Annotated in this window: 20 protein-coding genes and 1 pseudogene; 14 read left to right on the top strand and 7 right to left on the bottom strand. The window is 67.7% G+C overall.

The features are described from left to right. Window positions 1–2: 2 nt before the first annotated feature. From ACIA75_RS32440 to ACIA75_RS32480, 9 genes are all read left to right on the top strand, one after another. Window positions 3–1,709, top strand: a complete 1,707-nt coding sequence (locus ACIA75_RS32440; protein WP_397110861.1) for a thiamine pyrophosphate-binding protein — start codon at window positions 3–5, stop codon at window positions 1,707–1,709. Further along, a complete protein-coding gene (locus ACIA75_RS32445; RefSeq protein WP_397110862.1) occupies window positions 1,710–3,146 on the top strand; it encodes an aldehyde dehydrogenase family protein in 1,437 nt (478 codons plus the stop codon). Window positions 3,147–3,155: 9 nt separating this feature from the next. Then, complete coding sequence (locus ACIA75_RS32450; protein WP_397110863.1) at window positions 3,156–3,689, top strand: nuclear transport factor 2 family protein; 534 nt, start codon at window positions 3,156–3,158, stop codon at window positions 3,687–3,689. Beyond that, window positions 3,689–4,552, top strand: coding sequence for an SDR family NAD(P)-dependent oxidoreductase (locus tag ACIA75_RS32455; RefSeq protein WP_397111106.1), 864 nt, complete (start codon window positions 3,689–3,691; stop codon window positions 4,550–4,552). Before ACIA75_RS32450 ends, ACIA75_RS32455 begins: the two co-directional genes overlap by 1 nt. Window positions 4,553–4,583: 31 nt before the next feature. After that, window positions 4,584–5,138 (top strand): nuclear transport factor 2 family protein, encoded by a 555-nt coding sequence (locus ACIA75_RS32460; RefSeq protein ID WP_397110864.1) that lies wholly within the window; start codon window positions 4,584–4,586, stop codon window positions 5,136–5,138. A gap of 22 nt (window positions 5,139–5,160) precedes the next feature. Continuing rightward, window positions 5,161–5,901, top strand: coding sequence for an SDR family NAD(P)-dependent oxidoreductase (locus tag ACIA75_RS32465; RefSeq protein WP_397110865.1), 741 nt, complete (start codon window positions 5,161–5,163; stop codon window positions 5,899–5,901). After that, window positions 5,898–6,521, top strand: a complete 624-nt coding sequence (locus ACIA75_RS32470; RefSeq protein WP_397110866.1) for a carboxymuconolactone decarboxylase family protein — start codon at window positions 5,898–5,900, stop codon at window positions 6,519–6,521. Before ACIA75_RS32465 ends, ACIA75_RS32470 begins: the two co-directional genes overlap by 4 nt. A 91-nt stretch (window positions 6,522–6,612) precedes the next feature. Further along, window positions 6,613–7,014, top strand: coding sequence for a DUF427 domain-containing protein (locus ACIA75_RS32475; RefSeq protein ID WP_397110867.1), 402 nt, complete (start codon window positions 6,613–6,615; stop codon window positions 7,012–7,014). Window positions 7,015–7,085: 71 nt separating this feature from the next. Further along, the gene (locus ACIA75_RS32480; RefSeq protein WP_397110868.1) at window positions 7,086–7,988 is read left to right on the top strand and encodes an acyl-CoA thioesterase; all 903 of its coding nucleotides are present in this window, start codon (window positions 7,086–7,088) and stop codon (window positions 7,986–7,988) included. A gap of 1 nt (window position 7,989) precedes the next feature. On the opposite strand, the gene ACIA75_RS32485 is transcribed toward ACIA75_RS32480, so the two are convergent. The 7 genes and pseudogenes from ACIA75_RS32485 to aztB all read right to left on the bottom strand — a co-directional run bounded on the left by ACIA75_RS32485 (window position 7,990) and on the right by aztB (window position 16,067). Continuing rightward, the gene (locus ACIA75_RS32485) at window positions 7,990–8,796 is read right to left on the bottom strand and encodes a FadR/GntR family transcriptional regulator (protein WP_397110869.1); all 807 of its coding nucleotides are present in this window, start codon (window positions 8,794–8,796) and stop codon (window positions 7,990–7,992) included. A 128-nt stretch (window positions 8,797–8,924) separates the two neighbouring features. Further along, entirely contained in the window at window positions 8,925–9,473 is a 549-nt protein-coding gene (locus ACIA75_RS32490; protein ID WP_397110870.1) for a DUF1990 family protein, read from the bottom strand. A gap of 227 nt (window positions 9,474–9,700) precedes the next feature. After that, entirely contained in the window at window positions 9,701–11,083 is a 1,383-nt protein-coding gene (locus ACIA75_RS32495) for a TerD family protein (RefSeq protein ID WP_397110871.1), read from the bottom strand. 98 nt (window positions 11,084–11,181) lie between these two features. After that, window positions 11,182–11,661 carry a DUF4396 domain-containing protein gene (locus ACIA75_RS32500; protein ID WP_397110872.1) on the bottom strand — a complete coding sequence of 160 codons (480 nt, stop codon included), beginning with the start codon at window positions 11,659–11,661 and terminating at the stop codon, window positions 11,182–11,184. A gap of 120 nt (window positions 11,662–11,781) precedes the next feature. Further along, the gene (aztD, locus tag ACIA75_RS32505; protein ID WP_397110873.1) at window positions 11,782–12,933 is read right to left on the bottom strand and encodes a zinc metallochaperone AztD; all 1,152 of its coding nucleotides are present in this window, start codon (window positions 12,931–12,933) and stop codon (window positions 11,782–11,784) included. A 63-nt stretch (window positions 12,934–12,996) separates the two neighbouring features. Then, window positions 12,997–13,914, bottom strand: a pseudogene (gene aztC, locus ACIA75_RS32510) (zinc ABC transporter substrate-binding protein AztC). Continuing rightward, window positions 13,911–16,067 (bottom strand): zinc ABC transporter permease AztB, encoded by a 2,157-nt coding sequence (aztB, locus tag ACIA75_RS32515; RefSeq protein WP_397110874.1) that lies wholly within the window; start codon window positions 16,065–16,067, stop codon window positions 13,911–13,913. Before aztB ends, aztC begins: the two are co-directional and overlap by 4 nt. Before the next feature lie 59 nt (window positions 16,068–16,126). Between aztB and aztA the strand changes: the two genes are divergently transcribed. The 5 genes from aztA to ACIA75_RS32540 all read left to right on the top strand — a co-directional run bounded on the left by aztA (window position 16,127) and on the right by ACIA75_RS32540 (window position 21,094). Next, window positions 16,127–16,798, top strand: coding sequence for a zinc ABC transporter ATP-binding protein AztA (aztA, locus tag ACIA75_RS32520; protein WP_397110875.1), 672 nt, complete (start codon window positions 16,127–16,129; stop codon window positions 16,796–16,798). A gap of 143 nt (window positions 16,799–16,941) precedes the next feature. After that, the gene (locus tag ACIA75_RS32525) at window positions 16,942–18,015 is read left to right on the top strand and encodes a methyltransferase domain-containing protein (RefSeq protein WP_397110876.1); all 1,074 of its coding nucleotides are present in this window, start codon (window positions 16,942–16,944) and stop codon (window positions 18,013–18,015) included. Between the two features lie 480 nt (window positions 18,016–18,495). Then, a complete protein-coding gene (locus ACIA75_RS32530) occupies window positions 18,496–18,792 on the top strand; it encodes a DUF6285 domain-containing protein (RefSeq protein WP_397110877.1) in 297 nt (98 codons plus the stop codon). Continuing rightward, window positions 18,789–19,805, top strand: coding sequence for a phosphotransferase family protein (locus ACIA75_RS32535; RefSeq protein WP_397110878.1), 1,017 nt, complete (start codon window positions 18,789–18,791; stop codon window positions 19,803–19,805). The genes ACIA75_RS32530 and ACIA75_RS32535 overlap by 4 nt, the downstream gene beginning before the upstream one ends. 8 nt (window positions 19,806–19,813) lie before the next feature. Continuing rightward, a complete protein-coding gene (locus ACIA75_RS32540; RefSeq protein ID WP_397110879.1) occupies window positions 19,814–21,094 on the top strand; it encodes an acyl-CoA dehydrogenase family protein in 1,281 nt (426 codons plus the stop codon). The last annotated feature ends 148 nt before the right edge of the window (window positions 21,095–21,242 follow it).

A 21,242-nucleotide genomic window follows, 5' to 3' on the forward strand; every position in this document is an offset into this window, starting at 1 on the left:
ATATGGCGGTCAAGGTTTACGAACGAATTCTGGACCTCTTCGAGGCCGAGGGTATCAACACCATTTTCGGTATCCCCGATCCGAATTTCGTGCACCTGTTCCATCTGGCCGACGAGCGCGGCTGGAATGTGATCTCCCCGCATCACGAGGAATCGGCCGGGTTCATGGCCGAAGCGGTTTCCCGGATGACCGGTAAGGCCGCCGTCTGCATCGGCACCCTCGGGCCCGGTATGGCGAATATGGCCGGCGCGATGATGTGCGCCAAGGTGGAGAATTCGCCGGTGATCTTCCTGGGCGGGCAGCGCGCGCGGATCACCGAACAGCGGGTGCGCCGCGGCCGGATCCAGTTCGTGAAACAGTCCGGCCTGCTGGAACCCTCGGTGAAATACGCGGCGAGTATCGAATACGCCGACCAGACCGACGAGATCATCCGGGAGGGCCTGCGCAAGGCGCTGTCCGGTGTACCCGGCCCGGTGTACATCGAATACCCCTCGCATGTCATCCAGGAAGAGCTCGACGTTCCACCGGCGCTGCCGCCGCACCGCTACCGGCTGGTCGGCCAGACGGCCGGTCAGGACAAGATCGACGAGGCCGCCGAGTTGATCCGGCAGGCGAAGCAGCCCGTGCTGCTGGTCGGGCACGGCGTGCACACCTCCCGTGCCGGTGCTTCGGTGAAGGAACTCGCCGATCTCATGGCCTGCCCGGTCGTGCAGACTTCGGGCGGTACCTCCTTCATCGAAGGCCTGGAGGACCGCACCTTCCCGTACGGTTTCTCGCCGTCCGCGGTGGAGGCCGTCGTGCAATCGGATCTGTGCCTGGCCATCGGCACCGAACTCGGCGAGCCGGTCCACTACGGCCGGGGCCGGCACTGGCTGGAGAACGAAGCGATCCGGAAGTGGGTGCTGATCGAACAGGACCCCACCGCCATCGGTGTCAACCGTCCCATCGACGTACCGCTGGTCGGTGATCTACGCGCTGTCGTGCCCCAGCTCTCCGCCGCGTTGAAGGACACCCCGCGCACCGCCACCCCGGAACTGGCCCGGTGGATCGAACAGGACGCCACCCGGCTGGCCGAGCTCGCCGAATCCGCGCCGTCCGGAATGTCGCCCGTACATCCAGCCCGCCTGATCGTGGAAGCCACCAAGGATTTCCCCGCCGACGGGATCCTGGTCCGCGACGGCGGTGCCACCACGATCTTCGGCTGGACCTACACCCAGTGCAAACCGCACGATGTGATCTGGAACCAGAACTTCGGGCACCTGGGCACCGGTCTCCCGTACGCGGTGGGCGCCTCCGTCGCCGACGGCCGGAAACGCCCCGTCCTGATGATCACCGGTGACTCCTCGTTCCAGTTCCAGATCGCCGAACTGGAAACCGCCGCGCGGCTGAATCTGCCGCTCGTCACGGTGGTCGCCGTCGACTACGCGTGGGGTCTCGAAGTCGGCGTCTACAAACGCACGTTCGGCCAGGGCTCCCGGGAAACCGCGGTGCACTGGAGTAAAGAGACCCGCCTCGACAAGGTGGCCGAAGGCTTCGGCTGCTACGGCGAATACGTCGACACCGACGCGGAGATCGCGCCCGCCATCAAACGTGCCTTCGCCAGCGGTAAGCCCGGCGTCATCCACGTAGCGGTGGATCCGAAGGCCAATTCCGAGGAAATGCCGAGCTACGACGAGTTCCGCACCTGGTACGCGGAAGGGATGCAGTAAATGCGCGAATACCTGAAGTTCTATATCGACGGCCGATGGGTCGACGCCGCATCCGATCGGACCTTCGAGGTGATCAACCCGGCGACCGAAGAGGTCTGCGGGAAGGTCGCCCTCGGGTCGGCCGCCGATGTGGACGCCGCCGTCGGCGCGGCGCGTATCGCGTTCCCCGCCTGGGCGGAGAGCACGGTCGCCGAACGGCTGGACCTGTTCCGCGCCATCGGTGCGGAGTACCAGAAGCGCACCGGTGATCTGGCCGCGGCGCTCACCGAGGAGATGGGCGCGCCGGCCGGACTGGCCGGCGGGTTCCAGGTCGATCTTGCGGCGGGACACCTGCAGACCGCGATCGAGGTGTTGCAGAACTACCGGTTCGAGGAGCAGCGCGGCGCCACCCTTTTCGTCAAAGAGCCTATCGGGGTCTGCGGGTTGATCACCCCGTGGAACTGGCCGATGAACCAGATCGCGGTGAAGGTTTTCCCCGCGCTGGCCACCGGCTGCACCATGGTGCTCAAACCGTCGGAGCGATCGCCGTTCACCGGTCAGATCTTCGCCGAGGTACTGGCCGCCGCGGGTGTCCCGGCCGGCGTGTTCAACCTTGTGCAGGGCGACGGTCCCAGCGTCGGTGTTCCGCTGTCCTCGCACCCCGAGGTCGATATGGTGTCGTTCACCGGCTCCACGCGGGCGGGTATCGATATTGCCCGGAATGCCGCCGTCACGGTCAAGCGGGTCACCCAGGAACTCGGCGGTAAGGGCCCCAACATCATTCTCGACGACGAGGATTTCGCCACCAATGTCGGCCAGGGTGTTGCCGATATGATGGGCAATTCGGGCCAGACCTGCAGCGCGCCGGCGCGCATGCTCGTTCCCTCGGCTCGTATGCAGGAGGCCGCGGCCGCGGCGAAGGCCGCGACCGAGGGCATCACTGTCGGTGACCCCACCGGCGAGGTGGCGGTCGGTCCGGTGGTCGCGGGGTCGCAATTCGAGCGGATCCAGGCTCTCATCCAGAAGGGGATCGACGAGGGCGCCACTCTCGTCGCCGGCGGTCCCGGTCGGCCCGACGGACTCGAGAAGGGGTACTTCGTCAAACCCACGGTGTTCGTGGATGTCACCAACGATATGACCATCGCACGGGAAGAAATCTTCGGACCCGTTCTGGTGATCATCGGCTACGACACCGTCGACGACGCCGTCGCCATCGCCAACGACACCGAGTACGGACTGTCCGGCTATGTTGCTGGCCGCGATCTGGACCGGGCTCGGGCCGTTGCCCGGCGTCTTCGTGCCGGGTCGGTCGGTATCAACGGCGGTTTCGACTTCGGCGCACCCTTCGGTGGTTACAAGAAGAGCGGTAACGGACGCGAATGGGGTGAAGCCGGGTTCGAGGAATACCTCGAGGTCAAGGGCATCCTCGGCTATGCCCCCGAAGCCGCCGAGGCGTAGGACCGCGACGTGGACACCGTCTCCGACGAAGTCCGGACGATCCTGGCCCATGCGCGAATCCGTGACTGTATCGTCCGGCTCGCGCGGGGCGAGGACCGCCGCGATGCGACTTTGGTGAAGGATGCGTTCTGGTCCGATGCCACCGTGGATTTCGGAATCTTCGACGGCACGTTCGACCAGTACCTGAACTGGGTGATTCCCGGATCTCCGGCAGTGGTGTCGACCCAGCATCTCCTGGGCCAGACCTCGACCGACGTGCGTGGCGAGATCGCCCTCACCGAAACACAGGTGATCGCCTATCACCGGCTCGATACCGGTGACGAGCACCGCGATTCGGTACTCGGTGGCCGCTATCTGGACCGGTTCGAATGCCGCGACGGCCGATGGCGGATCGCGCAGCGGATCATGCTGTACGACTGGGTGCAGGACCAGGGGGTTTCGGTGGACTGGTCGCAGGGGGTGATGGGTGCGCCGTTGCGGGAGCAGCGGTTCATCGGTCGCGCGCGCGGCGATTACAGCGAAGAATTCTTCGGCGAGGCATGATGGGTGCATTGTCCGGCCGGGTCGCCGTGGTCACCGGCGCGAGTCGCGGTATCGGCAAAGGGATCGCTCTCGCACTGGCCGAGGAGGGCGCGACCGTTTATGTGACCGGCCGGACGGTCACCGACGGCGCACATCCGCTGCCCGGCACGATCGGCGCGACCGCCGCCGAATGCGACCGGCGCGGCGGAACCGGTATCCCGGTGCCGGTGGATCACGGCAACGATGCCGAGGTGGCCACCCTGTTCGACCGGGTCGGCGCCGAGCAGGGCCGGCTCGACATTCTGGTCAACAACGCGTTCTCGCTACCCGAGGATCTGACCGATCCGGAACCGTTCTGGGAGAAACCGCTGTCGAACTGGGAAATGGTCGATATCGGGGTGCGGTCGAATTTCGTGGCCGCCCGGTATGCCGCCCCACTGATGGTGTCGCGGAAATCCGGTCTCATCGTGGCGATTTCCGGTTACACCGGTGTCGCCTATACCTACGGTGTCGTCTTCGGTACGGCGAAATCCGCGGTGGACCGGATGGCCCGCGATATGGCCGTGGAACTGGAACCGTTCGGTGTCGCCTCGGTATCCCTATGGCAGGGGCTCACCATGACCGAACGTGCCGAACGGAACCTCGCGGCGATACCGGGGCTTTCCGGTCAGGCCGCCACCACTCCGGCGCACGGGTGTTCCCCGGAATATCCCGGCCGGATCATTACCGCTCTCGCGGTGGATCCCGCGATCATGCAACGCTCGGGCGGCACCTTCATCACCGCCGAACTGGGTCGCGACTACGGCCTCACCGATATCGACGGCCGGGAAATCCCCTCGCTGCGCGATACCCGCGGCGCCCCGATCTGGTCGCCGATCTCGTAACCCCACGCAGCACCGATATCCCGAGGACAGCATGAGCATCGTCACCGACCAGCAGGCCCGGCTCGCCCTACTCCTGGACCGACAGGACATCATCGATTGCCTGACCCGATTCAGCCGGGGAATGGACCGATTCGATCGTGCCCTGTTCCTTTCGGCATTCCATGCCGACGCCGAGATCGCGGCCGGTGATTTCGTCGGTGGGCCGGGGGAACTCTACGATTGGGCCTCGGCGATGCACGAGGCGGGACAGTACGCGACCCATCACAACCTGCTCAATCACACCTGCGATATCGACGGCGATACCGCCCATACCGAAACGTACTATCTCTTCGCGGCACGTAACCGTGACGATTCCAATTGGCTCGCGGGTGGTCGCTATCTCGACCGTCTCGAACGGCGTGCCGGCCAGTGGCGGATCGCCCTGCGTACCAATGCTATCGAATGGTCCGGGCTCGCCCCGACGATGCCGATTCCGTTCGCCGATATCCCCGATATCCATGCCAACGGTGTGCCGTCGCGCAGTCCGGCGGACCCGTCCTATACCCGTCCGCTGCGCAATGTTCGCCGGCGGAATATTCCGGGCTGAACGCAGGAGTGAGGAGATAGTCATGACCCGCACCGCGATCGTCACCGGCGGGGCTTCGGGAATCGGCGGTGCCATCAGCCGTCGGCTCGCCGCGGAGGGCACCGCCGTCGCCGTCTTCGATATCAACGCCGCCGCCGCGACCACCGCGGCGGACAAGATCCGCGCCGCGGGCGGCACAGCCATCGGCTGCGGTGTGGATGTCGCCGACCGTGCCGCAGTGGAAGCCGGTGTTGCGCAAGTGCGTTCCGATCTCGGAACGCCCGCGATCCTGGTGAACTGCGCGGGCGTCACCGTTTCCGGTCCCTTCCTGGAACTCGACCTCGACACCTGGAACCGGGTGCTGGCGACCAACCTCACCAGTGCCTTCCACTGCTGTCAGGTCGTGTTGCCCGATATGGTCGCCGCCGGGTGGGGCCGGATCGTCAATATCTCGTCGTCGAGTACACACAGTGGGGTCCCCGGTATGGCCGCCTATGTGTCCTCGAAATCCGGGATGATCGGACTCACCAAGGTGCTGGCCCTGGAATTCGGGCGCAGCGGTATCACCGTGAACACCATCCCACCCGGTTTCATCGAAACGCCCATGATGCGCGGTGCACTGGACAACGGGGTGTTCGATCTCGACAAACAGGTGGCGAATACTCCGGTCGGCCGGATCGGGCGACCCGAGGACATCGCCGCCACCTGTGCGTTTCTGGTCGGTGAGGACGCGGGATACATCACCGGACAGGTGATCGGCGTGAACGGGGGACGGAATACGTGAGCGAACCTGATACACCGGTGGACAAGGAGCTGGACATGGAACGGATTTCCCCGCTGAAACCCGCGGACTGGTCGGACGAATTACGCGCGTTCTTCGCCGACTACCGCTCCCGGCTGCACCGCGGCGGTCCGGCACCCGCCAATACCCGTTCGGGTACCAATCTGCTCGGAACCCTGGCCCGATATCCCGCCTTCACCATGGCATTCCTCCCGTTCAACGGGCATCTGCTCTACGGCACCACATTGTCCGAGCGGCAGCGCGAAATACTGATCCTGCGGGTCGCGCACCTCTGGGAGAGTGACTACGAATGGGCCCAGCACGCGGTGCTCGGCGGTAACGCGGGACTGACCGACGAGGAGATCCGCGGGATCGCGGCGGGCCCCGACGCCCCGGGGTGGAAGCCGGTGGAAGCGGCCTTGCTGCGGGCGGCCGACGAACTGCGGGAAGCGGGCGAGGTCGGCGAGGACACCTGGCGGGTGCTGGCGGCTGATTTCGATGACCACCAGCTGATGGATATCGTGTTCACGGTGGGTACGTACGCGATGCTGGCCATGGCAATGCGGTCGTTCGGGGTCCGGCCGGACCCCGATCTCGAGGCGTACCTGCCTGTGCGACAGTGAGATCGGCGAACCGTCCGGCGCGTCACGATCACGCCGGACGGCTCGGTATCAGCGACAGCCGAGATTCGGCGCAGCAACGTTCGGAGCAGCAATGAACGACGAGGCCGTACCCTCCGGGTATCAGAACCGCCCCGATTACCGGGTGGACCTGCTCGCCCGCACCAATACGATCACCGCCGCACTCGCCGGCCGGGTGCTCGCCACCAGCGACGAATGCCTGGTGGTCGACGAACAGGATCACGGCCTGGTGGTCTACTTCCCGCCGGACGCGGTAGATCTCGACCTGCTCGAGGCCGTCGACCTGCATACGGTCTGTCCGTTCAAAGGCCATGCCTCGTATTGGACCCTGCCCGGTAGCGACCACCCGTGGATCGCCTGGACCTATCCGCGTCCACATCCGCCCGTCGCACGGCTGGCCGGGTACATCGCATTCGACCAGAACGTAGTCCAGGTGACGATCGGCAGCGGCCGGTACACGGGGGTCCGGGCATGAGCGGGTCAGGCCCGGAGGAGGTAGCGCAGCGTCACCACGCAGGGCCCCCGCTCATGCCCCATGGACACAGCGTGAATGCGGGATACACACCGGGTCTCGCGGGGGAACCGGAATCCTCGATGGATCGGATGCTCGATATCTTCGATGTCCGGCCCGACCCGGTGGTTCCGGCGCGCTACCTCGGTGACAGCGACGGCGGCAGCCGGCGGGTGGTCGACGGCAGCCAGATCCTCGGGCAGAGCATTGTCGCCGCCACCAAGGCGCTGCCCGGCCGCACCGTGCGCACCGCGCACGCCCTGTTCGTCTCCGCGGCCGATCCCGATATCCCGCTGGACTTCACCGTCACCCCGATCAAAACCGGACGCAGTTTCGCCGGCGCCGCCGTGACCGTCCGCCAGGAGCTGAAGGTTCGCACGAGTTGCACTGTGCTACTGGACAATCCGCAACCCGACCTGATCCGCCGCGACGAACCGGCCGGACTGCCGGTCGCCGGTCCGGACGAGGCGGTGCCGGCCGATAATCTGCCGCTGCCGGGCCGCGAGGTCCGTATCGTCGGCAGCGCCGATATCAACGATCCCGACGAAGTGGGCCCGCCCGTGGTCGACGCCTGGCTGCGCTACGACGAGATCCCCGGTCGCGACGACCTGCACCGTGCCGTTCTCGCTCATTTCACCGGGCATCTCGCGATTTCGACGGCGCTGCGCCCGCATCCCGGGCTCGGCACCGCCCAAGCCCACCACACCCTGTCGACGGCGCCGATGGGTATCGCCGTCAGCTTCCACGACCCGGTGAAATGGGACGGCTGGTTGCGCTATCACCACGAGGCGACCTTCGTCGGCGCGGGCACCGCGCATATCCGCGGCCAGATCAGCACCGAGAGCGGCCGGCTGATCGCGTCGTTCACCCAGGACGCGATGATCCGGTCCTTCGAACGCGGCCCGGTCACCGATATGCCGAGCGAGGCCCGGCTGTAGGTCAGCGGCGGATCCCCTGGGCGCTGCGGATCGCCTGCTGGGCCATGGTGGACGAGGCGTTCACGATGCCGTCGTCGAAGCGGTCCAGCAGCAGCGCCTGGGTGGCCGCCAGATGCGCGCACGCCATGTGTTCGGCGGCCGAGGCCTGGCCGGAGGCGATATCGTCGACGATTTTCTGGTGGGTCCGCACCGCGGCCCGGGCCTGTTCCCGCGACGGGTATTCGCCACGGCCGGTCAACGCCTCGGCCCAGGCCTCCTCCTGTGCCGACCACAAGGCGACCAGGCTGCTCACCACATAGCGGACCGTGGCATTCGGGGTGAACGACACCACCAGGTCGTGGAATTCGCGGGCGGTCTGGGTGAAGGCGACCCCGTCGTCCACCAGATCCCGCGATTTCTCGATGTTCTCGGTGAGCGCGGGCACCACGACCTCGAGGCGATCCTCGCGCCGGGCGCATTCGGCCGCGCACATGGGTTCGAGCATCTGCAGGCCGGAGGCCAGATCGCGCAATGTCACCCGGCCGCCCTGCAGAGCCAGCCCGAGGTGATAGGCCGCGGAGGTTTCGTCCGGCCGGTGCACCTCCGCGCCGCCGACATTGCCGCGGCGCACGGTGACCAGGCCCTCGGTTTCGAGAATCCGGATGGCCTCGCGGATCGACGGGTAGGAGACGCCGAATTCCTGGACCAGCTGCTCCTGGGTCGGCAGCCGGTAATCGTCGGTGCCGTTGAGGATTCGCGTGCGCAATTCGTCCGCAACGGTCTGCGCCACCCGGTGCTGGGTGACCCGCCCACGCCGCGGGCCTGTCACGACAGCCGCTTCCGGCCGGAAAAGTGCACCATACCCGCGAGTTTATAGCGAAACGGCTTGTTCATCAATGATTGCAATACTTGAAAGGACAGAGGTTCGGTTCGCGCTGCGCTCCGGTCGGTCCGGGATCACGGTACGGCCGGCCCGTCGTCCGGTTCGCGAGGGGTGCGGCGCAAGGCCGCGAGATACCCCTCGGCGGCCAGGCGTTGCAGCCCACGGCTCACCGGCCCGCCGAGTCGGGTGTACCAGGTTGCGGGCCGTGAGAAGGCGGTGACCACGCCGTATACCGCGTCCGTCGCGCGGTCGTACTCGACAGCGAACAGCTCCTCACCGGATTCGGGATGGCCGGGCAAGGTGCCGTAGGCAAAGCCGCGGCGGTCGTCCTCGTCGACAACGTAGACGACCCGGCACGGTGCCGTCAGCCCGATCCGGCCGATACCGAACCGGACCGTGACACCCGCCCCCGGTTCCGCGGACGGTGTGTCTGCGCCGGCGAGCAGGTGCAGGCCGCGCTGCATCCGATAGGCGAGAACGGCGTCGCCGAATCGCCGGAAGTCGGTGCGTCCGTTGCCGAGCCGGCGCCGCACGCGGAGATGGTGATAGCCGGCGGGCAACGGGCCACGGGTGCCGCCCACCTCCGCGTAGGTGAACTCCGGGTGTCCAGCGGAACCTGTCACGGCACGATCCTCTCGCGTCGCCGGTCCCGGCCGGCGGCGGGGGCCTTCCGGCCGCCGCACTGTCCGGTGAGCTGTAGCTCCGCAGCATGGGAATCTCCCTCTGCGATCGACCATCCCGTGGGCGTGACGACGGCTTCCGCGCCGGCGGCTGTGCCCGCATCGGCCCCGAGGTCCGTGAACCGCGTGAGCAGCAGGTCGGGTCCGAGCGGCCCGACCGGACTGCGTCGCTAGGTCCGGTCGACTTTGAACTGGTTCACCGGCCCCTTGTCCATCCGCACCTCGACCCGCCCGTCGGGTTGCAGTGTCGCGGCCGGGCGGTGCTCGGAGAAGCGGCGGCTGTAGAGCTCGAGGCGTTCGATCAGGACGCCTTCGGGCCGGTTGTACACGATCCCCGGGACGCAGGTGAAGATCCAGCTCGATTTCTTCGCCTGGTCGGCCGGGATAGTCACCGTATCCGCGCCGCTCTCGATGGACAGCGTCACTCGGTACTTGTGGAACGAACCGGTTCCATTGTTGATCGCCGAGTACGCCACCGGGACGACGGCGACGATCTCGGGCGACAACCGCACCTCGATGATCTCCTCCGTCGTACCGCCGCCGCGCCGGACATCGCCACGACCGCGGTCGCCGAGATGGCGCACCAGATCGCCGTGCTGCGGGTTAGCCGGAATGCCGGCGGCCGGGAAAGTGGCCACGTGCACCACTTTTCCACCCGTCAGGACGACCAGGGCGTAGGCCTCGTAGTCGGTCCCGCTGGCCCACGCCACCCGTAGCCGTACGAGCGGGGCCTTCTCCAGCAGCACCGGGCCGGCGCCTTTGGTCAGCGTGACCGCGCCTTTGCTGAAGTTCACCCCGGGCGGTGGCGCGGCAGGGTACGCGGACCCGGGCACCCCACCCGGAGCCGACGCGGCTTCGGACTGTGGAATGCCCGTCGCCGGAGCGTGCGGAGACCCCGCGGATAACGGCGGCGGGTATCCCGGTGTGGCCGCGGCGGGCGGATATCCGGGGGCAGGTGCTGGGCCGAACTTCTGACCAGGTGGATCGGCACCGGCCGGTGCGGCGGCACGGGGGGCCGCTGGGCTCGGCACCGCTGTGGGCGGAGTGGTTGTGGGCGGTGCCGGTGGGCCGGGTTCGTCGTCGACGGTGATACCGAAATCGGTGGCCAGCCCCGCCAGCCCGGACGCGTACCCCTGGCCGATATTGCGCAGTTTCCATGCGCCCGCCCGCCGGTACACCTCTGCGAGTTGCACCGTGGTCTCCGAGGTCAGTCCGGTGATGGGCAGATCGTAGGTTCCGCCGCCTTCCTCGGCGATCTGCACCGCGAGCGCGATCGCCCCGAACGATCCGGTATCCACCGAGGCCGCGACCACCAGCCGGTGGGTGGGGGCTGTGACCGCGGCCAGGTCGATCGAGATCGCGCCGTCCGCCAGGCGCACCGCGCCATCCGGTGAGACGGGCTGGTTGTAGAAGACGAAATCGTCGTCGCTGCCCACCTTCCCGTTCTCTTGCAGGCACAACACGGTGAGGTCGATCCCGGCCGGCGTCGCCGATATCCGTAACCGTCCGCCCCGCAAGGCCGTATTCGCACCCTTACCGATCACTTCGGACATCCGCACCCCAGTCGTTCGTCGCGTCGCCCACCAGCCTAGGGTGGGCAGGGCCCGCCGAGGTGGCGATCGAACCAGTCGGAGCGGCGGGTGCACGGGCCTCAGTGATGGTGGTATTCGTGGACAACCGCGTGCCCGAGGCCGCGGCCGATCATCCACTTGTTCACCGGCACTGTCACCACGAACGCGATCGCGAGCGAGAAGACCAGCGAGCCCCAGAACAGCCAGTTGGCGAGCCCGGCGTCCAGCGCGCCCGGAACCACGACCATGATCAGATTGTCCACCGTCTCCATCACCGCGATGGAGACGGTGTCCGCGGCGAGCGCCACCCGCAGTGCCCGGCGCAGGCCGACGCCGGCCCGGAGGACACCGCGCATGGTCAGCGCATAGCCGAACAGAAATGCCAGCAGCACCGAGAGCACGACCGTCGCCGCATTGTGCAGGCTCAGGGCGGTGCCGATCACCATGCCGAGTACCTCACCGATGGCGCAGCCGGTGAGGCAGTGCAGGGTTGCCGAGGCCGCGGGCTGCCAGCCGCCCGCGGCGTGGTGCCGTGGCTGCTCCACCGACCCCGCTGTCATGCTGCCATTGTGCACCCCGTGGTCAGCAGCGCGCCGCAGCGCGGGACGGGCCCCGGCCTCATGTTGCCGGATCCGTCCCGCGCGGCGCAGACCAGGGTCAGCGGGCAGCGGCTCGGTCGATCAGGAGCTCACGCCGCTGAGCTCGTTCGGGATATTCGGGAGGGTCACCGACTGGGTCACCGCACCCGAGGACAGTTCGACCCGGTGGATCTGCTTGGTGGCCGGGTCGGAAACGTAGGCGATCCCCTCGCGGACGAACAGGGCCGGTCGTGGCTGCTGCCAGTCGATCGGCTCCAGCCACGGGTCCAGGACATCGATGGACCGGGTCACCGTGCCGGCGACCGGGTCGATCACGTGGATGGCGCCGTCGGTGCCCAGTACCAGCGCTTCGCCCTGCGGGCCGCGGGCCAGCGAGCGGAAGGTGTAGCTGGTGCCCAGATCGACGAGCCGCAGCGTTCCCTTCTCCGTATCGATCAGCGAGACCCGTTCGGGGCGTTCCAGTTCCGCGTGCTCGTCGGTTTTGTAATCGCCGAGGACGATCGGCGAGACCTCGCTGCCGGCCTGGTTACCGATCCGGCCGTACGGATCCGGACTGTCGACCTTGGTGAGTTTGCCGTTCCGGTAGACCAGCACACCGTCCTGGCATCCGACGACGAGGGTGTCACCGGCCGCGGTGGCCTCACCGTGCACGCCGGGGCATTTCTCGCTGCGGGTGATCTCCTGGCGGCCGGCGTCCAGGATCGCCAGCCCGACCCGCTCCTCCTCGGTGCCCAGCGTGACGGCGAGTTCACCGCTCTCCAATTCCACCGCCACACCGTGATGCGGTTCGGCGGCCTGGTAGTCGCGCGTTTCCGGTGCACCGCCGGCGAGATCGGCGGGATCGAAGGAGACCACCTTGCCGGTGCCGTCCGCGAACAGCACGGTGCGCCCGGCATGACGGACGACGTGACCCGGTTTCGGCGCGGGGAATTCGATCTCGGTGAACTGCGCCGCCACCGCGTCCAGGATCTGGAAACGTTCGCCCGTCGAGACGACGATATGCCGGTCGTCGCCCGCCGGGTTGACCCGGTTGAATCCGGTCAGTTCCACGCCGCCGCCCCGGGCCAGGGTGGCGCCGTCGAGCAGGTGGATACCGCCGTCGTAGGTGACCGCCAGCGGATCGGCGATCGACGTTTCCGCGCCGGAATCGCTACCGCAGCCGCTCAATGCGACGACCGCGGTGAGCAGCCCGGACAGCGCCGCCGCCCGTTTCGTACCCGACCGATTGTGCATAACGCTCCCTCATCATCTTTCTTCGTGCCGGCTGCGGCGGCGGAATATCGCAGCGTCGAGTGGCTATGCGGGCGCCAGGCCGTCCACCATCGCGGTGGTGTTGGCGCGCATCATTTCCAGGTAGGTGGCCGCGCCGCCGTCCGGCGGGGTCAGCGATTCCGAATGCAATCCGACGATGCGCACCTCCACACCGGCTTGTTCGGCGAGAGCCTGGGCGAGACGGTCGGGCCGGGCGGAATCGACGAAGATCGCTGGGACGCCGGTGGTGCGGATGGCGGTGGCCAGGTCGGCGAGGTCCGCGGCGCTCGGTGAGGCCAGGGTGGTCCCGCCAGGGATCACGGCGCCCACCACCTCGAAATCGAAACGGTCGGCGAGATAACCGAATACGTGATGATTGGTGACCAGTTTGCGGCGCTCCGGCGCGACGGTGGCGAAGCGGTCGGACATCCACTGCTCGAGTCCGTCGAGTTCGGTGAGGTACCGGTCGGCATTCGCGCGGACGGCGGCGGCATCGATATCCGGCACCGATTCGATCACCCGATCGCGAATGACCTCCACCGCCCGGTGGACCCGCTGGGGATCGGTCCAGAAGTGCGGGTCCGGGGTGCCGGCGGCGTCACCGGCGCGGTAGGGGAGCGGGTCGATCTGCGGGCCCACCTAAAGCGTTGTCACCCCGGATTCTCCGGCCGACGTCACATGACGAGCCAAACCTTCCTCGAGGCCCAGTCCGTTCTCGACGATGAGATCGGCGTCGTCCAGTACCGCCGCCTCCTGTGCGGACAGCGCGAAGGAATGCGGATCCGATCCGGGCGGCATCAGCACCGTCACCGGGGCGGTATCGCCGACGACGGCCCGCGTGATATCGCCGAGGATATCGGTGGTCACCACGACACCCGCGCCGCCGGAATCGGTTGTACCGCAGCCGGTCAGGGCGAGAACGCCGGTGAGGAGTGCGGCGCAGAGCCGGAGAACTGTTGTCATCGGCCGGTCTCCACCATCAGGTCGGGGTCGATATCGAGGGCGAAACTGCGGGCCACCCGCAGCCCGTCGGCATAGTCGATCTCGTGGATCTCCCGGCCGGCCGGGTCGTTGACGTAGGCGCGGTCGGCGTCGACCAGCAGGACCGGCGGCGCGGCGGGGTCCACGGACCCCGGCAGCACCCGGTTGTGGGCTGTCTCCGCGCCGGATTCCGGGTCGTAGGCGTGCAGTACACCGTCCGGGGCCAGCGCGAGAATCGCGGTACCTGCGCCCGCCGTCGTCGCGGCGGTTACCGGGCCGGTGCCGATCGACCGCCAGGACCGGCGCCCGATATCGAGAACCAGCACGCGCGCGTCCCGGACCGTGACCAGCACATCACTGCCGGACCGGTGGAAGAACTCGTCCGCACTTCCTGTCGTGCCGGGCGGGTACGGGAGTTTTTCGGCCGTGAACTCGTCGTCGCGTTCGGTGACCAGCAGGGCGCCGTCGGCGCAGGAGAACACCGCGCCGCGGCGGGTCACCGTATGCCCGCCGGGATCCGGGCAGGCCGGCGCCAGTGTCCGTACCGGTTCGTCCGCGCGACTCCGGACCTCGATCCGGTCCGACCCGTTCGGCGCGACGAGCAGATGCCCACCGTAGGGAATTGCGGTGCCGTCCACCACGGGCCCGGACCGCAGATCGCCCGCGTCGAGCGCGCTGCGATCGGTCAGCGCGGTGGCGCCGGAGCCGAGCACTGCTGCCGCCACCTCGGTATCGCTGTGTGCGGAGCGGACAGCACCGTCGACAACGCCGACCCGGCGCGGCTGCGCCCGGTAATAGTGCACATGGTCGCCGTGGTCGACCACCCAGCTGCCGCTGTCGACAACCGCGGTCTGCTGCCCGGCGGCGAGGTAGGCGTACCGCCCGTCCCCGGCGATTCCGGCGATACCCGGTACCTGGTCGAAGGTGATGGTCTCCTCGGTCACCAGGTCGAGCAACCGGACCGCACCCGATTCCCGGTCGGCGATCACCAGCCGCGGCTGGGCGCTCGCGCTCTCCTCGGCACCCTCGACATACCCGTGCGGCACGGGCTCGTCCGCCGGTTCCTCGCTACCGCACGCGGCGACCGGGATCAGCAGCAGCGCGGAAAGCGACGCACGCGCCACGGCTTTCCCGCGCCACACCCTGGTCTTCCTACGCGTTGGGCGGGGAGATACCGAGCTGGAAGCCTGTGCGCCGGAATCGCCTGTGCTGGGGAGGCCCACACCAGGATCACCGGTGCCGGAATCGCGTGCGCCGGGACCTTCTGTGTCGGTACTGCTCGCGCCGGGGCCGCTTCCGGACCGCCCGGCCCGGGCCTGCGCTGCCGTGCGGATCCGCGCCACCAGGGCGGCGGCGAAGAAGATCGCGACCGCGATCGCGGCGATCGTCGCTCCGGCCGCTGTGCCCGCGTGCCAGGACACCAGCAGGCCCAGCACGGTGGACAACGCGCCGATAGCGGCTGCCAGCACCATGATTCGTGGGATCCGATGGGTGAAGTAGGTCGCCGCGGCCGGGGGAGCGACGAGCAGACCCAGGACGAGCAGCGTGCCCACGATATGGAACGACGCCGCGATCGCCAGTGTGAGCAACCCCAGCAGCGCGATCTGCGCGCCGCGCGGATGCAGCCCCAACGTCTGCGCGGTGCGTGGATCGAAACTCAGCGCGACGAAGGCGCGATGCCCCGCCACCGTGATCACCAGCGCGACCGCCAGCGCCGCCAGCAGGAAAACCAGGTCCCGCGGCCGGGTGGCGAGGACATCGCCGAACAGGAAACCGGTCAGGTCCACCGCGAACGATTGCGACCGCGATATCAGGATCACCCCGGTCGCAAGCATCCCCACGAACAGCAACCCGATCCCGGTATCGGTCGACAACCGGCGGTTACGGCTGAGTACCGAGACCCCCGCGGCCATGGCCGAGGCGCTGATCAGCGCACCGAACAGCAGATTCCCGCCGAGCAGCGCGGCGGCGGCCACCCCGGGCAGCATGCCGTGTGCCATCGCTTCACCGAGAAATGCCATACCGCGCACCACGACCCAGGTTCCGGCGAGTGCGCACAGACACGAGACCAGCAACCCACCCACGAGGGCTCGCTGCACAAAGGAGACCTCGAACGGGTCGATCAGCCAATCCATGATCCAAGACTGTAAACTGATAACGATTGTCATTACAAGTTAGTTGCGGGAGTCACAGTATGCGCACGGCGGATATCGAAATCATCGGGCTGGCAGCGGGATACCCGGGCAATCCGGTGTTGCGCGAGGTCACCGCGACCTTGCCGGGCGGCCGGGTCACCGCGCTGATGGGCCCCAACGGCTCCGGTAAATCCACCCTGCTGGCGGTACTCGCCGGCATCCTCCGCCCGACAGCCGGATCGGTCGTTCAGTCCGGCGAGCAACGTCCGGCCCTGGTGGTCCAGCAGCAGGCCGTACCCCCGACCCTGCCGATCACCGTCGGCGAAACGGTAGCCATGGGGAGGTGGGCGCATCGCGGATTGTGGCGCCGCCTGACCCGAGCCGACCGGGCCGTGGTCACGGAGTGCCTGACCCGGCTGGATATCGCCGACCTGGCGCACCGCAGACTCGACACCCTCTCGGGTGGTCAACGCCAACGTGTACTGCTGGCCCGCGCACTGGCCCAGCAGTCGGACGTATTGCTCCTGGACGAGCCGAGCACCGGGCTGGACGCCGCCGCTCAGGAAGCCATCACCGCGGCCGTCCGGGAAGCCGCCGCGGCCGGGACCACAGTCGTCCACGCCACCCACGATCGTGCGGACGCCCGGCATGCCGACCACTGCGTGCAGCTGCGCGGGGGCCGCGTGGAGGCAGTGGGCGAACCCGAGGTTGTCCTCGCGGCATCTGCATGACGTCGTCTGTCGTAATCGTCCTGCAATCGGTGATCGTCGATCGTGACTCTCGGTGGGGGTAACTTCCCCCCGCCCGCGGGCCATAGTGGACTCACGACATCCAGCACACTGTGTCCCCGATCCGACCTCGAGAGGTGTGGACAATGGCAACACCGACAATCGACGAAGCCCAGGTCGAGAAGTTCGCCGAGAAGGCGATCGGTGATCTGGCGGGGATGTTCACGGTGGTTCTGTGCCACATCGGTGACCGGCTCGGCCTGTTCACCGAGTTGTCCGACCGTGGGCCCGCGTCCGCGGAAGAACTGGCGCAACGCCGGGGTATCGACAGGCGCTACGCGGCCGAATGGCTCCGGGGCCTGACCGCGGCCGGCTATCTGCGGTACGACGAGGCGGCGGGCCGGTACGAACTATCGCCCGAACACGCCATGGTGCTGGCCCTGGAGGGCGGCCCGGCATTTCTGGGTGGTGAGTATCAGATGGTCGGTGGCCTGCTGGAACCGATCGCTGACCTCGGGCGGGTGTTCCGCGAGGGCGGCGGTGTCGGCCAGGAACGGTACGGCCCGGACTTCTGGGAAGGGATGGAGCGGTTCACTGCCGGGTGGTTCGACAATTTCATGTTGCAGGACTGGATTCCCGGGATGCCGGAGGTCGCCGCGCGGCTGGCGGCCGGTTGCGACTACGCCGATGTCGGGTGTGGCTCCGGCCGGGCCCTGATCAGGCTGGCGGAGGCGTATCCCGAGAGCCGCTTCGTCGGCTACGACCTCTTCGAGCCGCAGGTGCAGCGTGCTCGCGCCGCGATCGCCGCCGCCGGCCTGTCCGGCCGGGTACGGGTCGAACGCGCCGACGCCGTCGACGGTTTACCGGATCAGTTCGATGTGATCTCGACCTTCGACGTCATCCACGATGCCATCGATCCACTCGGGCTGCTGCAGGGAATCCACCGTTCGCTACGGCCGGACGGTATCTACATCTGCCTGGACATCAACTGTGCCGACCGCCACGAGGACAACGAAGGGCCGCTGGCCACGGTGTTCTACGGCCTCAGCGTCACCTACTGCATGACGTCATCGCTCTCCGGCGGCGGTGCCGGACTCGGCACCTGCGGACTACCGGAGGCGAAAGCGCAGGAACTGTGCACGCGGGCCGGATTTACCGCGGTTCGCCGTGTGCCGCTGGAGAATCCCTTCAACAACCTCTACGAGGTTCGGCGGTCCTGAGGCGACTGTCGGGAAGTGCTCGGGTACCCCGTTCGATGGGTGCAGGCGAGTATCTGACGGGGGACTCGGCTCGGTGAGGTGTGACGACGCGCCGACGGTGCACGGGGTGAATCGGCGGGTCGCCTAATCTGCTGTTGCAGAACAAGATTCACCGCCGCGCTCGGGCCCCCGATCCGCATGACAACCGGATCGCGACTGTGCGGGGGCGCGCTGATGGAACGCGCTCGGCGTAGACGTACCGGCCGCGTGCGCTGTCCGGCCGTGTCGATATCCGCGATACCCGCGCCGACGGGCCGTGGCCGATCAGTTGGTTCGAAGAGCCTCTCGCGGACCCCTGGTGCGACGATGAGAACATCCTCTACTGTTTGTCTCATCCCGTGCCCGTGGACGACAAGGAGGTCGGATCGTGGACTCCAGCCAGGTGGCCGTGGAACGGGCCGCTGTATCGCGCGGCACCGGAATCCGGAGAGGTGAGTCGTAGTGCAGAACAGACCCACGGCAGCGGAGTTGCTGGTATCACTCGCCGAGCTGCTGGAGGAAACCCTGCTCCCGGCGCTGCCCGCCGACCTGCAACATCGTGCGCGGGTCGGGGCGAATCTGGCCCGAATCCTGGGCCGGGAGGTCGAGTTCGGGCCGGCGGCGGCCGCGCGGGAGAAGGAACTGCTCGACGCCGTTCCGGCCGGTGACGAAGATGCACTCTGGCAGGCCCTGACCGAGGTCGTACGGACGGATCTGGCCATCGCCAAACCGGGCTACGACAGCTGGGAGGGCGAATGAGCGAGTCAGGCCCGGAGGCGGTAGCGGAGCGTGGCCTCGCCGACTTCCTCACTCGTGAATTCGGTGACCAGGTCACCATCTCCGAGTTCCAGTTTCTTTCCGCGGGGGCGCGGCGGCGCAATATCGCCTTCACCGCCACCGCCGGCGGCACACCGCGCCGGCTGGTCGCGACGGTGGTGCCGCCCGCCGTCGAACTCATGCCCGTCGAGGCCGAGGCCGGCGTCCGGGAGCTGGCGCGTGCGCACGGGGTTCCCGTCCCGGACATCGTCGCGACCTGCACCGATACCGCGTACGTCGGTGAACCGTTCCTCGTCTCCGAGCATATCGACGGCGACACCGTGCCCCGCCGGGTTCTGCGAACCCTCGCTGCTGCCGGGAACGCGGCCGAGACAGCTCGGCAGTGGGGCGCAGCCATGGCTCGGCTGCACAGTATCGACCCGGCCGCCGCACCGGAATCGGTGCCATCGGCCGGTGCCGACCCGGCCGCCGAACATCTCGCCGAGGTAGCGGCGGTGGTGGGGGAACTCTTGCACGACCGAGCCGTGTTCTCCCTCGCGCTGCGCTGGCTGGAAAAACGGCTTCCGGGACCGCCACCGCGGCCCGCGCTCGTGCACACCGATATGCGCAACGGCAACCTGATCGTGAGCGAGGAAGGGTTGCAGGCCGTGCTCGACTGGGAGGGTACGCAGCGTTTCGGCGACCCCATGCGTGACGTCGCCTGGCCCGCCCTGCGCATGTGGCGGTTTCGTGAGGACAGCAAGGAATTCGGCGGGTTCGCCGACCGCGACACCTTCGTGGCCGGGTACGAGGAGGCGGGCGGCACCTTCGACCTCGACCGTTTCCGCTGGTGGAAGGTGATGGGCACCCTGTACTGGGGTGCCGGGCTCGCCCAGCAGGCGGCCGCCCATCTGGACGGAACCGTCCGGGATATCGTCATGGCCGCCAGCGGGCGTCGTGTCTCGGAGATCGAATGGGATCTGCTCATGCAGATCCGCCCCGCAGCGAAAGCATAGGAGACACCGTGGATTTCGAGTTGCCCGCCGAGCTGCGAGCCTATCTGAACGAACTCGACGAATTCATCGAGCGGGAAATCGAACCCCTCGAGCAGGCCGATGACAACATCCGCTTCTTCGACCATCGCCGCGAGGACGCCCGCACCGACTGGGAGCGTGGCGGCCTGCCCACCGCCGAGTGGGAAGAGTTGCTGGCCGAATCCCGGCGCCGCGCCGACGCCGCCGGCCACTACCGTTACGCGTTCCCGAAGGAATTCGGTGGCCGGGACGGCTCCAATCTCGGGATGGCGATCATCCGGGAACATCTGGCCCGGCGCGGCCTCGGCCTGCACTGCGATCTGCAGAACGAGCACGCGATCGTCGCGAACAATGTGGGTTTGCTGCTGATGCTGGCCTACGGCTCCGACGAGCAGAAAGCGCAGTGGGTGGACGGGCTGGCCGCGGGAACCCAGTTCTTCGCTTTCGGTATCACCGAGCCCGAACACGGTTCGGACGCAACGCATATGGAAACGACTGCTGTCCGGTCCGGCGACGACTGGGTCATCAACGGCACGAAGACCTGGAACACCGGAGTGCACATCGCGGACGCCGACCTCATTTTCGCCCGCACCTCCGGGAAAGCGGGCGACGGCCGAGGGATCACGGCCTTCCTGGTTCCGACCGATGCGGCGGGTTTCACGGTCGAGGAATATCTCTGGACCTTCAATATGCCCACCGACCACGCCCGGGTTTCTCTCACCGACGTCCGCGTGCCGAACTCCGCGATCTTCGGTGAAGAAGGACGCGGCCTCGCGGTGGTCCAGCATTTCTTCAACGAGAACCGCATCCGGCAGGCCGCGTCCAGCCTGGGCGCCGCGCAATACTGCGTGGACCGTGCCGTCGCCTACGCCAACGAGCGCAAACCGTTCGGCAAACCGCTGTCGTCCAACCAGGCCATCCAATTCCAGCTGGTCGAACTGCACACCCAGTGCGAGATGCTGCGTGCGCTGGTGCACAAAACCGCCTGGTCGATGGACGAATACGGCACCTTCGCGGTGTCCGAGCAGGTCTCGATGTGCAACTACTGGGCCAACCGACTCTGCTGTGAAGCCGCCGACCGCGCCATGCAGGTGCACGGTGGCCTCGGCTACTCCCGCTACACGCCGTTCGAGCACATCTACCGCCACCACCGCCGCTACCGCATCACCGAGGGCGCGGAGGAGATCCAGATGCGGCGGGTCGCGGGCTATCTGTTCGGATTCATGGATCGTGCGGTGGTGAAGGGCGTCGGAACACCCGGACAGGGCTAGGGCTCGGGAACCGGCGGAACGCCGGAAAAGCCTGGTCCGGGTGCCGCTGTGCCCGTCGAACGCGATGAACGCCGGGCCGGGTCGTCGTCGGTTCGAACGGTCTGCCGGTGCGGCGGTTTCGTCCACCGGGGACCACGCAGCACCGGCG

It is taken from the genome of Nocardia sp. NPDC051750, from assembly GCF_044453135.1.
Lineage (GTDB): Bacteria > Actinomycetota > Actinomycetes > Mycobacteriales > Mycobacteriaceae > Nocardia.

Coding starts and splice junctions, on each gene's coding strand:
- ACIA75_RS32440 (WP_397110861.1), top strand. CDS start 3: ATGGCGGTCAAGGTTTACGAACGAATTCTGGACCTCTTCGAGGCCGAG.
- ACIA75_RS32445 (WP_397110862.1), top strand. CDS start 1,710: ATGCGCGAATACCTGAAGTTCTATATCGACGGCCGATGGGTCGACGCC.
- ACIA75_RS32455 (WP_397111106.1), top strand. CDS start 3,689: ATGGGTGCATTGTCCGGCCGGGTCGCCGTGGTCACCGGCGCGAGTCGC.
- ACIA75_RS32460 (WP_397110864.1), top strand. CDS start 4,584: ATGAGCATCGTCACCGACCAGCAGGCCCGGCTCGCCCTACTCCTGGAC.
- ACIA75_RS32465 (WP_397110865.1), top strand. CDS start 5,161: ATGACCCGCACCGCGATCGTCACCGGCGGGGCTTCGGGAATCGGCGGT.
- ACIA75_RS32475 (WP_397110867.1), top strand. CDS start 6,613: ATGAACGACGAGGCCGTACCCTCCGGGTATCAGAACCGCCCCGATTAC.
- ACIA75_RS32495 (WP_397110871.1), bottom strand. CDS start 11,083: ATGTCCGAAGTGATCGGTAAGGGTGCGAATACGGCCTTGCGGGGCGGA.
- ACIA75_RS32500 (WP_397110872.1), bottom strand. CDS start 11,661: ATGACAGCGGGGTCGGTGGAGCAGCCACGGCACCACGCCGCGGGCGGC.
- aztD (WP_397110873.1), bottom strand. CDS start 12,933: ATGCACAATCGGTCGGGTACGAAACGGGCGGCGGCGCTGTCCGGGCTG.
- aztB (WP_397110874.1), bottom strand. CDS start 16,067: ATGGATTGGCTGATCGACCCGTTCGAGGTCTCCTTTGTGCAGCGAGCC.
- aztA (WP_397110875.1), top strand. CDS start 16,127: ATGCGCACGGCGGATATCGAAATCATCGGGCTGGCAGCGGGATACCCG.
- ACIA75_RS32525 (WP_397110876.1), top strand. CDS start 16,942: ATGGCAACACCGACAATCGACGAAGCCCAGGTCGAGAAGTTCGCCGAG.
- ACIA75_RS32535 (WP_397110878.1), top strand. CDS start 18,789: ATGAGCGAGTCAGGCCCGGAGGCGGTAGCGGAGCGTGGCCTCGCCGAC.